This is a genomic window from Streptomyces sp. NPDC007084 (genome assembly GCF_040703595.1).
Taxonomy (GTDB): Bacteria; Actinomycetota; Actinomycetes; order Streptomycetales; family Streptomycetaceae; genus Streptomyces.
The window spans coordinates 97,427-111,871 of the sequence record NZ_JBEYFY010000013.1 but is presented as its reverse complement, the minus strand read 5'-3'; the positions used below and the strand labels follow the sequence as shown (position 1 = coordinate 111,871).

Genomic DNA, 14,445 nt, shown 5'->3' with positions numbered 1-14,445 from the left:
GGGGCCCTTCTCCGTCGCGGGGTCAGTATTTGGGGCCGACGTGGGCGTCCATGAGGGCTACCGAGGCCTTGCGGGCAATGGAGATGTTGCGCGAGTTCGGCTGCTTCCAGTCGACGCCCAGGGCATCGAGGGTGTCAGTGAAGAGGCGCAAGATGTCGGGCGACCTGTTGGTGAAGAAGTACCGCGGATACTCGTAGCGCTTCCGCTCACCGCCGACCAGCCGCGTCGTCCAGTTGGTGATCCGGCAGCCGTCGGAGTGGATCAGCCCTCGGACGAAGTCCCAGGGGTGAGCATCGACGATGCTCCGCTGCCAGGGCTCCAGGGCGATCTTGCGCTCGTGCTTCTTGCCGGGGCCGTGCTGAGGGAACAGGCATGGCCAGTGCTTGCTGAAGCAGGTGACGTACTGGCAGCCCTGGCTCTGGACCCGCAAGACCTTGTTGTCGGGACGCAGCAGTTGCACGGCCTCCGCGCAAGCCTCTATCAGCCCCGGCCAGGCATCGGCACATGCGATGCGCAGGAGATAGACACCCCGCCGGAAGGCGCTGACGTAGCCGTCTCCCAGATAGAGGCCCAGCAGGTAGGCGTACGCCGCCAGATCATCCGGGGGTTCTGGGGTTGCGCGACACCGGGGGCAGGGTCGTGAGCGGTCACCGCTCAGGGGCTCAATACGTGACTGCCACGAACGGATGGCGGCTCGCGAGACGCCGGTCTCCTTGCTGACCGAATTGAGACTGCGCCCCTGCGCGACCAGTGCCAGCGCTCGCTTGCGTGTACCCATGTCGTACATGTGGCCACTCTGCGTATACGGCATGGACGGCACGCGGCAAAAAGCGGATGTTCACCGGAATGGGAACATCCGCTTGTCGTGTAGCAACCTTGACATCCAAGGAAAAGTGCCCCGAGTCGGATTCGAACCGACGCTGTATGGGTTTTGAATCCATGGCCTCTACCGCTGGGCTACCGGGGCTCCCTCTGAAACAGAGGATGGCGATCACCCGCCGTGCCCTTACCTTACCGCAGCTAGGTAGGCTCTTGTCAGCAGTCCCGCCCTGAACGAGGAGCCCCCGTGACCGCCCCCGAGTCGCCCCAGCCCGTAGACGCGCCCGACGACGACAAGTCGCACGTGCCTCCGCTGACGACCCGTGTCGTCATCGCCGAGGACGAGGCGCTGATCCGTCTCGATCTGAAGGAGATGCTCGAAGAGGAGGGCTACACCGTCGTCGGTGAGGCGGGTGACGGTGAGCAGGCCGTCGAGCTGGCCCGTGAGCACAAGCCGGATCTGGTGATCCTCGATGTGAAGATGCCGAAGCTGGACGGTATCTCGGCGGCGGAGAAGATCGCCGAGGAGTCGATCGCGCCGGTGCTGATGCTGACGGCGTTCTCGCAGCGCGACCTGGTGGAGCGGGCGCGGGACGCGGGTGCGATGGCGTATCTGGTGAAGCCGTTCAGCAAGAGTGATGTGGTGCCGGCGATCGAGATGGCGGTGTCGCGGTTCGCGGAGCTGAAGCAGCTGGAGCAGGAGGTCGCGGATCTGAGTCTGCGGCTGGAGACGCGGAAGCTGGTGGATCGTGCGAAGTCGGTGTTGCAGACGGAGTACGGGCTGACGGAGCCGGCGGCGTTCCGGTGGATTCAGAAGACGTCGATGGACCGTCGTATGTCGATGCAGCAGGTCGCGGAGGCGGTTATCCAGGATGCCGCGGAGAAGAAGGCGTCGAAGGGTTAGCCGCGGTTCGGAGTTGTCGTGGAGCTTGCGCAGAGGCCCGCACCCCTGAGGGGTGCGGGCCTCTGTGTGTGCGGCCTGGGCCGGGTGGGTCAGTCTTCGCCGAGGTAGGCCTTGCGGACGGACTCGTCGTGGAGGAGGTCCTGTCCGGTGCCGGAGAGGACGATGTTGCCGACTTCCATGACGTGTCCCTGGTCGGCGAGGGAGAGCGCCGCCTGGGCGTTCTGTTCGACGAGGAGGATGGTGGTGCCGGATGCCTTGAGTTCGGCGATGGTGGCGAGGATCTTCTGCATCATGATCGGCGAGAGGCCCATGGAGGGTTCGTCGAGCATGAGGAGTTTGGGCTGGGACATGAGGGCGCGGCCCATGGCGAGCATTTGCTGTTCACCGCCGGAGAGGGTGCCGGCGGCTTGTTTGCGGCGTTCTCCGAGGATGGGGAAGAGGTCGTAGGCGCGCTGGATGTCTTTTTCGATGCCCGCTTTGTCGGTGCGGAGGAAGGCTCCGAGCTGGAGGTTTTCCGCGATGGTGAGGCGGGGGAAGATGTGGCGTCCCTCGGGGGAGTGGGCGAGTCCGAGGGCGACGATTTTGTGGGCGGGGACGTTGCTGAGGGGTTTGCCGTCGAAGGTGATGCGGCCTCCGCTGGGCTTGAGGAGCCCGGAGAGGGTGCGCAGGGTGGTGGTTTTGCCGGCGCCGTTGGTTCCGATGAGGGTGACGATCTGGCCGGCTTCGACGGTGAAGGAGATGCCCTTGACGGCTTCGATCTTGCCGTAGGCGACCTTGAGGTCTTCGACCTCTAGCAGTGCGGTCACGGGGCGTTTCCTTCCTTGCTGGTGCTGCTGCCGTGCGCGTCGGTGTCGCCGGTGGGCTGGGTGTCCTCCGCGGTGTGGGTGGCGGGGGTGTCCGTGGCCGGGGTTTCCGGGGCCGCGGCGGCCGGGGTTTCCGGGGCCGCGGTGGCCGGGGTGGCGGCCGGGGCGGGGGTGGTGCCGGCGGCTTCGGCTGCTTCGACTTCGGCGAGTTCTTCGGCGCCGGGGGCGCCTTCGAAGGGGGTGCCGAGGTAGGCGGCGATGACGCGTTCGTCGCCCTGGACGACGTCGGAGGTGCCTTCGACGAGTTTTTCGCCTTGGACGAGGCAGGCGACGCGGTCGCTGAGGTTGAAGATGAAGCGCATGTCGTGCTCGATGACGAGGACGGCGATGCCGCGGTCGCGGATGGCGAAGACGAGTTCTTCGGTGGCGCGGGTTTCCTGGGGGTTCATGCCGGCGGTGGGCTCGTCGAGGAGGAGGAGTCCGGGTTCGCTGGCCATGGCGCGGGCGATTTCGAGCTTGCGCTGTTCGCCGTAGGGGAGGTTGCGGGAGAGGTGGTCGGCTTTGTGGGCGAGGCCGATGAACTCCAGCAGTTCCATGGCGCGTTCGCGGGAGGCGGCTTCCGCTTTGCGGAAGCCGGGGCCGCGGAGGATGGCGGACCAGAGTCCTTCTTTGGTGCGGGTGTGGCGGCCGACGAGGACGTTTTCCAGGACGGTCATGTTGGCGAAGAGCCGGATGTTCTGGAAGGTGCGGGCGATGCCGGCGCTGGTGACGAGGTGGGGTTTGGGGGGCAGGACGGTGCCCTTGTAGGCGACTTTGCCCTCGGTGGGGACGTAGAGGCCGGTGAGGCAGTTGAAGAAGGTGGTCTTGCCCGCGCCGTTGGGGCCGATGAGGCCGACGATTTCTCCGGCGTTGACGGTGAGGTCGACGTTCCGGACGGCGGTGAGGCCGCCGAAGCGCATGGTGACGCCGGTGGCTTCGAGGACGGGGCTGGGGGCTGTGGTGGTGGTCATGGTGGTTACGCCCCTGCCTTGGTGACGCCGACGGTGGAGTCGGGCAGGCCTTGTTCGGGGATGTGGATGGTGTCGTCGCCTTCGTGGAATTCGAGTTGGCGGCGGCGGTTGGCGATGATGCCTTCGGGGCGGAAGCGCATGAGGATGACGAGCGCGATGCCGAAGGCGAGGAGCTGGTACTCCTTGAGGAAGGTGAGCTTCTCGGGGAGCAGGTAGAGCAGGGTGGCGCCGAGGATGGGTCCGTTGACGGTGCCCATGCCGCCGAGGACGACGGCGGCGAGGAGGAACGCGGAGTTCGGCGGGACGGAGCCGGCGAACTGGTAGGGGGCGGGGTTGACGCTGTAGCCGACGTGGGCGCTGACGGTGCCGGCGAGGCCGGCGAGGGAGGCGCCGAGGGCGAAGGCGATGAGTTTGACGCGGAAGCCGTTGATGCCCATGGCGGTGGCGGCGGTCTCGTCTTCGCGGATGGCGATCCAGGAGCGGCCGATGCGGGAGTCGGCGGCCCGGTTGAAGACGAGGACGACGACGGCGGTGATGAGCAGCATCAGGAGGAAGTAGTTGGCGAAGCGGCCGAGGGTGATGCCGCCGAGGTCGTGGCTGCTTCCGAAGTTGAACCCGAAGATGTTGAGGTCGGGGATCATGGAGATGCCGTTGGGGCCGTTGGTGATGTTGGGGCCGGAGGTGCCGTCCATGTTGTTGACGGCGATGCGGAAGATTTCTCCGAAGCCCAGGGTGACGATGGCGAGGTAGTCGCCGCGCAGGCGCAGGGTGGGGGCGCCGATGAGGACGCCGAAGACGAGGGAGGCGGCCATGCCGGTGAGCATGGCGGCCCAGAAGGGGAACTGGACGCCGGCGAAGCGGGAGAACTCGGAGCCGGAGACGAGGGCCGCGGCGTAGGCGCCGACGCCGAGGAAGGCGACGTATCCGAGGTCGAGGAGTCCGGTGAGGCCGACGACGATGTTGAGGCCGAGGGCGACGGTGGCGACGACGAGGATGTTGACGCCGAGGTTGGAGTTGTGCTCGTTGTTCTCGACGAAGGGGAAGAGGGCTGCCGCGAGGAAGGCCATGGAGGTGGCGAATCCCTTGTGGCGGGCGTTGAGCTGGGCGAAGCGGTCGAAGAGTCCGGCGGTGAGGAGGGCCCAGGCGCCGAAGACGACGAGGAACAGGTAGCCCAGGAACGTTTCGCTTGCGTCGGGGTCGACGCCGACGCCGTAGGCGAAGACGATCAGTGCGAGGGCGGTGGCGGCGGTGATGACGAGGCGTTCGCCCCAGGCGGGGAGTTTGGCCGCGGCGGGGATGCCCTCGGACTTGGTGAGGTAGTCCTTGAAGGTGTCGCCGGGCTTGGGCAGGGCCAGGGCGCCGAGGAGGGCGACGAGGGAGCCGATGGCGGCGATGTAGGCGCCGGGGTCGAGGGCGACGAGGCCCTTGAGGTCGACGGCGATGGCGATGGCGCTGAACCAGCTGACGGTGAACGCGGCGGTGGCGGCGAGGACGACGGGCTGGGTGGCCCGTGCCGGGTTGAGCCAGCCGAGGCCGCGGAGGTCGAAGAGGGTCAGGGCGAAGAGGAGGGTGAGGGCGCCGGCGACGAGGTCGAGGATCTGGAGTCCGGCCGGGGAGCCGTAGTAGGTGAGGTCCCCGGGGAAGTCGGACGTGTAGGTCCAGGACATGAAGGTGCTGGCGATGGTGGCGAGGGCGCCGGTGGCGATGAGGGCGCGGGCGGCGGTCTGCGGGAGGGCGATGAGGCCGCGGGGGGTGGTGGTGTCGGTGGTTGCCATGGTGCTCACGCCCTGTCCGCGACGCGTTCGCCGACGAGGCCTTGTGGCCTGAACAGCAGTACGAGGATGAGGAGTACGAAGGCCCAGACGGAGGACCAGCCGCCGCCGCCGAGCTGCTGCATGCCGGGGATGCCGTCGATGTAGCTGGTGGCCATGGTTTCGGCGAGGCCGAGGACGAGGCCGCCGAGCATGGCGCCGTAGATGTTGCCGATGCCGCCGAGGACGGCGGCGGTGAAGGCCTTGAGGCCCATCTGGAAGCCCATGTCGTACTTGACGGTGCCGTAGCGCAGGCCGTAGGCGACGGCCGCGACGGCGGCGAAGAAGCCGCCGATGGCGAAGGCGATGACGATGATGCGGTTGGTGTCGATGCCCATGAGCTGTGCGGTGTCGGGGTCCTGCGCGGTGGCCTGCATGGCGCGGCCGGTGCGGGAGAGGCTGACGAACAGCGCGAGGGCGGCCATGCAGAGCGGGGCGGCGATGATGACGAAGACGCTGCCGCTCTGGATGCTGACGGAGCCGATGTGGACGGGTCCGAAGGGGAGCTGGGGGAACTTGAGGTCGTTCTTGGCGTTCGGGTACAGGTTGAAGACGACCTGCTGGAGGGCGAGGGAGAGGCCGATCGCCGTGATGAGCGGGGCGAGGCGTGGTGCTCCGCGCAGGGGTCGGTAGGCGAAGCGTTCGGCCCCGACGGCGATGAGGACGGAGACGATTCCGCCGCCTATCAGCATCGCTGGGAGGGCTATCCACATGGATGTGCCGTTGGGCAGAACGTAGAGGTAGACCGTGAGTGCGCCGAAGCCGCCGGTCATGAAGATCTCGCCGTGGGCGAAGTTGATGAGCTGGACGATGCCGTACACCATCGTGTAGCCGATGGCGATCAGCCCGTACATCGAGCCGAGGAACAGCCCGTTGGCCAGCTGCTGCGGCAGGGTGTTCACCGCATGGCCTCCATGTGGGTGGGGAGAGGGTGGAGCAGGGCGTATGGAGCGGGCCGCGCGGTGACGTGTGGTCATGGCCGCGCGGCCCGGGGGTGGTGCTGGGGGCCTGTTCCCGGTGGTGTCGACCGGGGTGGGCGGTTCGGCCGGGCCGTGGCCCTGGGGGCCGAACCGCCGGGTGGCCGGGGGTGGTTCGGGTCAGCCGTTGAAGGTGCCGCTCTTGACGGCCTTCCACTTGCCGTCGACGACCTGGTAGACGGTGAGCTGCTTGTTGGTGGTGTCGCCGTACTCGTCGAAGGCGACGGGTCCGGCGATGCCGTCGAACTTGGTCTTCTGGACCTCGTCGACGATCTTGGCGCGGGCGCCGTCGGGGATCTTGCCGTCCTTCACGACGTTGCCGATCGCCTTGATGATGGCGGTGGCGGCGTCGTAGGAGTAGCCGCCGTAGGTGCCGTAGTCGCCCTTGAGGCCGGAGGCCTTGTACTTCTTGATGAACTCGGCGGCGGAGGGCAGGGAGTCGACGGGCTGGCCGACCGAGGTGACGAGGTCGCCTTCGGAGGTCTTGCCGGCGGTCTCGATGTAGGTCGGGGTGAACATGCCGTCACCGCCGAAGAGCGGGATCTTGGCTCCGCCGTCCTTGAGCTGCTTGGTGAGCTTCTCGGACTCGTCGTACTGGCCGCCGTAGTAGACGAGGTCGGCCTTGGAGTTCTTGATCTTGGTGACGAGGGCGGAGAAGTCCGTGTCGCCGGTGTTGACGTGGTCCTCGCCCGCGACCTTGCCGCCGGACTTGGTGAAGCCGGCCTTGAAGAGCTTGGCGAGGCCGGCGCCGTAGGTCTGCTTGTCGTCGACCACGAACACCTTGCGCTTCTTCAGGGTGTTGTAGGCGTAGTCGGCGGCGAAGCCGCCCTGGAGGGCGTCGGTGGTGGCGGTGCGGAAGTAGGTCTTGAACGGGCGGGACTTGGAGGTCTGCCAGTTCTTGCCCTGGGTCAGCTCGGGGGCCGTGTTGGACGGCGAGATCTCGACCAGGTTGGCGGTGGCGAAGACCTGCTGCATCTGGGTGGCGACGCCGGAGTTCAGCGGGCCGACGACGCCGAGGACCTTGTCGTTCTGGACGAGCTGGGTGGCGTTGGACTGGCCCTGGGCCGGGATCGCCTTGTCGTCGAGCGCCTGGACCTTGAAGGTCACGCCGGGGACGGTGTTGTTCTTGTTGGCGTCGTTCACGGCGATCTGCACGCCGCCCTGGATGCCGAGGCCGGTGGCCGAGTTCTGGCCGGTCAGCGGCGCGTCGACGCCGATGATGATCTCGGTCTTCTTGCCGCTGTCCTTGCTGTCGCCGTCGTCGTCGCGCGAGCCGCAGGCGGTCAGCGTGAGTGCTCCTGTAGTGAGCACGGCGGTGAGTATGACCATGGAACGCTGTCGCACGTTGAATCCTCTCCCTGGCGCGGCACCCCAGGGTGGGGGCCGTGTGTCTCGCCGGGCCGTACTGGATGTAACAGGGCCGTGCAGTAGACGCGCCCGGCGGCGCGGTGACTGGCCGTGACTATAAGCGCAGGTAGGGGGAGTGGGGAGGAGCGTGGGGAAGGCTGTGACGCTCTTGTTATGCGGGGGCTGTTCTGGCGGGGGCGGGGCGGACGATCGGAGCATTTCGGTGTGCGTGCCCGTGGTGACCGCGTGTTCGCATGGTGAGAACTCCCTGATCCGGGTTCGTGGCGGCGAGCGGCGGGTGTGGGGGAGGTGTCGGGGAGGGGGCCTGCCGGGGGCGCGGGGGAAGGCGGCTCGCGGCGGGGGCATTGATTCGTTACGGCAGAGGTAACCGAGTGTTACCGGTGTGTGAGGTCGTCCGGGGCGCCGCGCCGGGCTGAAGTGGGTGCGCGGGAGGGCGGGTTGGGGTGGCGGCGGCTCGCGTGCGTCGCTCCCCGAACCGATCCGGCCAGGCACCGCCGGGGAGAAGGCTGAGCGGTCCTGTTGCTGCTGAGCAGGGCGATGCGGGTGAGGCGCAGGGGGGCGGGCGGGCCGGCGCACTCGTATACGGAGACACGCACGGTGATCGTCCGGGGCGCCCGGGTCCTCGCTGTCGGTGGCGCCGGGAGTGCGTCAGGGCGGAGTCTGGTGGGCCAACTCGGCTCGCCCGGGGCCGGTTTGGGTGACGGCGGCCGGAGCCGGGCGGGGTTCGGGAGTACCGCTCTACGGGCGAATGCCGGCCATGTCTCACGCCGGACCGGTACCGGCGACGCCTCGCGCCGGGCTGACGCCGACCACGTTTCTCGCCGTACCGGAGCCGGGGTGGGCCTCGCCAACGGGACCTGGAAGTGCGGGGCTTGGGCAAGCGGGCCCCGCACCCCGCGCCCGGGCCCGCGCCAACCCCCGTACCCCGGCCCCCGGTTGAGAGGCGGTCCGGGGTGAGGGGGCGGCGGTCAGCTCTGGGGTGCGTCCTTCAGGAGGCAGGTGAGGCGCGCGCTGCACACCCGCTTGCCGGACTCGTCCGTGATGGCGATCTCGTACGTCGCGGAGGTGCGCCCCCGGTGGACGGGGGTGGCGACGCCGGTGACGAGGCCGGAGCGGACGCCCCGGTGGTGGGTGCAGTTCAGGTCGACGCCGACGGCGATCTTGGTGATGCCGCCGTGCAGCATGGCGCCGACGGAGCCGATGGTCTCGGCGAGGACGGCGGAGGCGCCGCCGTGGAGCAGTCCGTAGGGCTGGGTGTTGCCCTCGACGGGCATGGTGGCGACCACGCGGTCCGCGGAGGCCTCGACGATCTGGACGCCCATGCGGTTGCCGAGGTGGCCCGCGGAGAAGAGCGCGGGCAGGTCGACGCCGAGCGCCGCGTACTCGTCGATGACGTCCTGCGGGAACGTCGGGGTGTGCTGTTCGCCCATCGGGTCCTGCTCCGTTCGTCGTGGACCACCGCGTCGTGGCCGCGCTCACTGAGCGAACGCTCAGTCGGCTGTCGATTGTTCCAGACGGACGACCACGGACTTGCTGGCAGGGGTGTTGCTGGTGTCGGCGGTCGCGTCCAGCGGGACCAGCACGTTGGTCTCCGGGTAGTAGGCGGCCGCGCAGCCCCGGGCGGTGGGGTAGTGCACGACGCGGAAGCCGGGCGCGCGCCGCTCGACGCCGTCCTTCCACTCGCCGACGAGATCGACGTAGGAGCCGTCGGCGATCTTCAGTTCGCGGGCGTCGTCGGGGTTGACCAGGACGACGCGGCGGCCGTTCTTGATGCCGCGGTAGCGGTCGTCGAGGCCGTAGATGGTGGTGTTGTACTGGTCGTGCGAGCGCAGCGTCTGGAGCAGCAGCCGGCCGGTGGGCAGCTCGGGGTACTCGACGGGCGCGGCGGTGAAGTTGGCCTTGCCGGTGGCCGTCGTGAAGCGGCGCTCGTCGCGGGGGGCGTGCGGGAGCGCGAAACCGGCGGGGTCGGCGACGCGCGCGTTGAAGTCCTGGAAGCCGGGGATCACGCGCGCGATGCGGTCGCGGATGCTCGCGTAGTCGCTCTCGAACTCCTCCCAGGGTGTGGGGCTGTCCGGGCCGAGGACCCGGCGGGCGAGGCGGGCCACGATGGCGGGCTCGGACAGCAGGTGGGCACTGGCGGGCTCCAGCCGGCCCCGGGAGGCGTGCACCATGCCCATGGAGTCCTCGACGGTCACGAACTGCTCGCCGCCGCTCTGGAGGTCGCGTTCGGTGCGTCCGAGGGTCGGCAGGATGAGGGCGCGGGCGCCGGTGACGACGTGCGAGCGGTTCAGCTTGGTGGAGACGTGCACGGTCAGCCTGGCGCGCCGCATGGCGGCCTCGGTGACGTCGGTGTCGGGGGAGGCGGAGACGAAGTTGCCGCCCATGGCGAAGAAGACCTTCGCCTCGCCGTCGCGCAGGGCGCGGATGGCCCGTACGACGTCGTAGCCGTGGGCGCGGGGCGGGGTGAAGCCGAACTCCTTCTCCAGGGCGTCGAGGAACGCGGGCGCGGGGCGTTCGAAGATGCCCATGGTGCGGTCGCCCTGCACGTTCGAGTGGCCGCGGACGGGGCAGACGCCGGCGCCGGGGCGGCCGATGTTGCCGCGCAGCAGGAGGAAGTTGACGACTTCGCGGATGGTCGGCACGGAGTGCTTGTGCTGGGTGAGGCCCATCGCCCAGCACACGATGGTGCGCTTCGAGTCGAGGACCATCGCGAGGGCCTGGTCGATGCTGTCGCGGGTGAGGCCGGTGGCGGTGAGCGTCTCGTCCCAGTCGGCGTCCCGGGCGGCCTTGGCGAACTCCTCGAATCCGTGGGTGTGTTCGGCGACGAACGTCTCGTCGACGGCGCCCTCGGTGGCGAGGATCAGCTTGTTGAGCAGGCGGAAGAGGGCCTGGTCGCCGCCGAGGCGGATCTGCAGGAAGAGGTCGGTGAGGGCGGCGCCCTTGAGCATGCCCTGTGGGGTCTGCGGGTTCTTGAAGCGCTCCATGCCCGCTTCGGGCAGCGGGTTGACGGTGATGATCTTCGCGCCGTTGCCCTTGGCCTTCTCCAGGGCGGAGAGCATCCTCGGGTGGTTCGTGCCGGGGTTCTGGCCGGCGACGATGATCAGGTCCGCCTGGTAGAGGTCGTCGAGCAGGACGCTGCCCTTGCCGATGCCGATGGTCTCGGAGAGGGCGGAGCCGGACGACTCGTGGCACATGTTCGAACAATCGGGCAGGTTGTTCGTGCCCAGTTCGCGGGCGAAGAGCTGGTAGAGGAACGCGGCCTCGTTGCTGGTGCGGCCCGAGGTGTAGAAGACGGCCTCGTCCGGGGAGGTGAGGGCGCCCAGCTCCTCGGCGATGATGTCGAAGGCGGTCCGCCAGTCGACCGGCTCGTAGTGGTCGGCGCCCTCGGGCAGGTACATGGGGTGGGTGAGGCGGCCCTGCTGGCCGAGCCAGTAGCCGCTGCGGCCTGCGAGGTCGGAGACGGGGTGCTCGGCGAAGAAGGCGGGGGTCACCCGGCGCAGGGTGGCCTCCTCGGCGACGGCCTTCGCGCCGTTCTCGCAGAACTCCGCCGTGTGCCGGTGGGAGGGCTCGGGCCAGGCGCAGCCCGGGCAGTCGAAGCCGTCCTTCTGGTTGACGCGGAGCAGGGTGAGGGCGGTGCGGCGGACGCCCATCTGCTGCTGGGCGATGCGCAGGGTGTGTCCGATGGCGGGCAGTCCGGCGGCGGCGTGCTTCGGCTCGGCGACCCGCGGCGCGTCCTGGACCGGATCGCCGGCCGGCGGTTTGCTGGCCATCGCTTGACCCCCTTCGCGTACGCACGTCGGTGTGCGTCTCCTGCTGGCCCTTCGATCCTCGCACGCGCCGCCGACAGCGAGGGTGGCGGGCCGGGGGTTTTCCGCCGGGGGCGAGCACGGCGGGCCTGGGCGTTTCCCGCCGGGGGCGAGCGCGGCGGGCCGGGACGGCTCTCGATGTCAGTGGACCGTGGCAGGATCGGGGGTGTGGCAGAGACAGCATCGAAGAAGACCGAGAAAACCGCAGGTACGGGCCGCCCGCGCCTGATGCTCATGGACGGGCACTCGCTGGCCTACCGCGCGTTCTTCGCGCTGCCCGCGGAGAATTTCACGACCGCGACCGGCCAGCCGACGAACGCCATCTACGGGTTCGCGTCGATGCTGGCGAACACGCTGCGCGACGAGGCGCCCACGCACTTCGCGGTGGCGTTCGACGTGTCGCGCAAGACGTGGCGCTCGGAGGAGTTCACCGAGTACAAGGCGAACCGCTCGAAGACCCCGGACGAGTTCAAGGGCCAGGTCGAGCTGATCGGCGAGCTGCTGGACGCGATGCACGCGCAGCGGTTCGCGGTGGACGGCTTCGAGGCCGACGACATCATCGCGACGCTGGCGACCCAGGCCGAGGCCGAGGGCTTCGAGGTGCTGATCGTCACCGGCGACCGCGACTCGTTCCAGTTGGTGTCCGAGCACACGACGGTGCTCTATCCGACGAAGGGCGTCTCGGAGCTGACCCGGTTCACCCCGGAGAAGGTGTTCGAGAAGTACGGGCTGACCCCCGCGCAGTACCCGGACTTCGCGGCGCTGCGCGGCGACCCGTCGGACAATCTGCCGGGCATCCCGGGTGTCGGCGAGAAGACGGCCGCGAAGTGGATCAACCAGTTCGGTTCGTTCGCGCAGCTCGTCGAGCGGGTGGACGAGGTCAAGGGCAAGGCAGGGCAGAACCTGCGCGACCACCTGGAGGCCGTGCAGCTCAACCGCCGGCTCACCGAGATGGTCAAGGACGTCGAGCTGCCCCGGACGGTCGCCGACCTGGAGCGCGCCCCGTACGACCGCAAGGCCGTCGCGATGGTCCTGGACACCCTGGAGATCCGTAACCCGTCGCTGCGTGAGCGGCTCCTCGCGGTCGACCCGGCCGCGGCGGAGGCCGAGGAGAAGCAGCCGGTCGCCGAGGGCGTCGAGGTCGACGGGGCGGTGCTCGGCACCGGCGAGCTGACGCCGTGGCTCGCCGAGCACGGCGCCGAGGTCCTCGGCATGGCCACGGTCGACACCTGGGCGCTGGGCACGGGCTCGGTCGCCGAGGTCGCGCTCGCCACGGGGGCCGGACCGGCCGTCTGGTTCGACCCCGCGCAGCTCGACGCGTCCGACGAGAACGCGTTCGCGGCCTGGCTCGCCGACCCCGAGCGGCACAAGGTCCTGCACAACGCCAAGGGCGCCATGCGGGTCTTCGCCGAGCACGGCTGGACCATCGAGGGCGTCACCATGGACACCGCGCTCGCCGCGTACCTGGTCAAGCCGGGCCGGCGCTCCTTCGCGCTGGACGCGCTGTCCCTGGAGTACCTGGGGCGGGAGCTGGGACCGGCCGCGGCGGCGGACGGGCAGCTCGCGTTCGGCACCGACGAGCGCGCCGAGGCCGACGCGCTGATGGCGCAGGCCCGCACGATCCTCGACCTGGGCGAGGCGTTCGAGGGGAAGCTGGAGGAGGTCGGCGCGGCCGATCTGCTGCGGGACATGGAGCTGCCCACCTCCAGCCTGCTGGCCCGTCTGGAGCGGCACGGCATCGCGGCGGACAAGGCCCATCTGGAGGCCATGGAGCAGATGTTCGCCGGCGCCGTGCAGCAGGCGGTGAAGGAGGCGCACGCGGCGGCGGGGCACGAGTTCAACCTCGGCTCGCCCAAGCAGCTCCAGGAGGTCCTGTTCGGCGAGCTGGCCCTGCCGAAGACGAAGAAGACGAAGACGGGCTACACGACGGACGCGGACGCGTTGGCCTGGCTGGCCGCGCAGACCGAGAACGAACTGCCCGTGATCATGCTCCGGCACCGTGAGCAGGCGAAGCTGCGTGTCACGGTCGAGGGCCTGATCAAGTCGATCGCCGCGGACGGCCGGATCCACACCACCTACAACCAGACGGTCGCGGCGACCGGCCGCCTGTCGTCCACCGACCCGAACCTGCAGAACATCCCGGTGCGCACCGACGAGGGCCGGGCGATCCGCCGCGGCTTCGTCGTCGGCGAGGGCTTCGAGTCCCTGATGACCGCGGACTACAGCCAGATCGAGCTGCGCGTGATGGCCCATCTCTCCGAGGACGAGGGCCTGCTGGAGGCGTTCACCTCCGGCGAGGACCTGCACACCACGGTCGCCTCCCAGGTGTTCTCCGTGGAGCGGTCCGGGGTCGACGCGGAGATGCGCCGCAAGATCAAGGCGATGTCGTACGGGCTGGCGTACGGGCTGTCGGCGTTCGGTCTCTCCCAGCAGCTCAACATCGAGGCGGGCGAGGCCCGTGCGCTGATGGACACCTACTTCGAGCGGTTCGGCGGAGTACGGGACTATCTGCGCCGGGCGGTCGACGAGGCCCGCGCCACCGGCTACACGGCGACCCTCTTCGGGCGCCGCCGCTATCTGCCCGACCTCAACAGCGACAACCGGCAGCGCCGCGAGGCCGCCGAGCGGATGGCGCTGAACGCTCCCATCCAGGGCACGGCCGCCGACATCGTCAAGATCGCGATGCTGAACGTGGACCGGGCGCTGCGCGAGGCGGACCTCAAGTCCCGCATGCTCCTCCAGGTGCACGACGAAATCGTCCTGGAGATCGCGCCCGGCGAGCGGGAGCGGACGGAGGAGCTGCTGCGGCGCGAGATGGCGTCCGCGGTCCAGCTCCGCGCGCCCCTCGACGTGTCGGTCGGCTGGGGCCCGGACTGGGAATCGGCGGCCCACTGACCGACCGCCCGGCACCACACCGACCGCCCGGCACCACACCGGCCAGTCTCGC

10 protein-coding genes and 1 tRNA gene are annotated in these 14,445 nt (G+C 69.3%); 2 read left to right on the top strand and 9 right to left on the bottom strand.

Features of this window, described 5'->3' with window-relative positions; genetic code table 11:
- Positions 1–22: 22 nt before the first annotated feature.
- On the bottom strand, positions 23–787 hold the full coding sequence (locus AB0912_RS14280; protein ID WP_366699262.1) for a helix-turn-helix domain-containing protein: 765 nt from the start codon (positions 785–787) through the stop codon (positions 23–25).
- A gap of 107 nt (positions 788–894) precedes the next feature.
- Positions 895–967: transfer RNA gene (locus AB0912_RS14275), tRNA-Leu, on the bottom strand.
- A gap of 99 nt (positions 968–1,066) precedes the next feature.
- Between AB0912_RS14275 and AB0912_RS14270 the strand changes: the two genes are divergently transcribed.
- Positions 1,067–1,723, top strand: coding sequence for a response regulator (locus AB0912_RS14270; protein ID WP_366699260.1), 657 nt, complete (start codon positions 1,067–1,069; stop codon positions 1,721–1,723).
- A gap of 89 nt (positions 1,724–1,812) precedes the next feature.
- Here the strand turns inward: AB0912_RS14270 and AB0912_RS14265 are convergent, their stop codons facing one another.
- The 7 genes from AB0912_RS14265 to AB0912_RS14235 all read right to left on the bottom strand — a co-directional run bounded on the left by AB0912_RS14265 (position 1,813) and on the right by AB0912_RS14235 (position 11,462).
- Positions 1,813–2,529: an ABC transporter ATP-binding protein gene (locus AB0912_RS14265; RefSeq protein WP_366699258.1), complete on the bottom strand. Its 717-nt coding sequence runs from the start codon at positions 2,527–2,529 to the stop codon at positions 1,813–1,815.
- The gene (locus AB0912_RS14260; RefSeq protein WP_366699256.1) at positions 2,526–3,536 is read right to left on the bottom strand and encodes an ABC transporter ATP-binding protein; all 1,011 of its coding nucleotides are present in this window, start codon (positions 3,534–3,536) and stop codon (positions 2,526–2,528) included. Before AB0912_RS14260 ends, AB0912_RS14265 begins: the two co-directional genes overlap by 4 nt.
- 5 nt (positions 3,537–3,541) lie before the next feature.
- Positions 3,542–5,311, bottom strand: coding sequence for a branched-chain amino acid ABC transporter permease (locus tag AB0912_RS14255; RefSeq protein ID WP_366699349.1), 1,770 nt, complete (start codon positions 5,309–5,311; stop codon positions 3,542–3,544).
- A 5-nt stretch (positions 5,312–5,316) separates the two neighbouring features.
- Positions 5,317–6,249: a branched-chain amino acid ABC transporter permease gene (locus AB0912_RS14250; protein WP_366699254.1), complete on the bottom strand. Its 933-nt coding sequence runs from the start codon at positions 6,247–6,249 to the stop codon at positions 5,317–5,319.
- Between the two features lie 195 nt (positions 6,250–6,444).
- Complete coding sequence (locus tag AB0912_RS14245) at positions 6,445–7,653, bottom strand: branched-chain amino acid ABC transporter substrate-binding protein (protein ID WP_366699347.1); 1,209 nt, start codon at positions 7,651–7,653, stop codon at positions 6,445–6,447.
- A gap of 1,007 nt (positions 7,654–8,660) precedes the next feature.
- Positions 8,661–9,122 carry a hotdog fold thioesterase gene (locus AB0912_RS14240; RefSeq protein WP_366699251.1) on the bottom strand — a complete coding sequence of 154 codons (462 nt, stop codon included), beginning with the start codon at positions 9,120–9,122 and terminating at the stop codon, positions 8,661–8,663.
- Positions 9,123–9,182: 60 nt separating this feature from the next.
- Positions 9,183–11,462: an FdhF/YdeP family oxidoreductase gene (locus AB0912_RS14235; protein ID WP_366699249.1), complete on the bottom strand. Its 2,280-nt coding sequence runs from the start codon at positions 11,460–11,462 to the stop codon at positions 9,183–9,185.
- A gap of 204 nt (positions 11,463–11,666) precedes the next feature.
- Here AB0912_RS14235 and polA point away from each other — a divergent pair, with 204 nt between their 5' ends.
- Positions 11,667–14,393, top strand: coding sequence for a DNA polymerase I (polA, locus tag AB0912_RS14230; RefSeq protein WP_366699247.1), 2,727 nt, complete (start codon positions 11,667–11,669; stop codon positions 14,391–14,393).
- Positions 14,394–14,445: the final 52 nt, after the last annotated feature.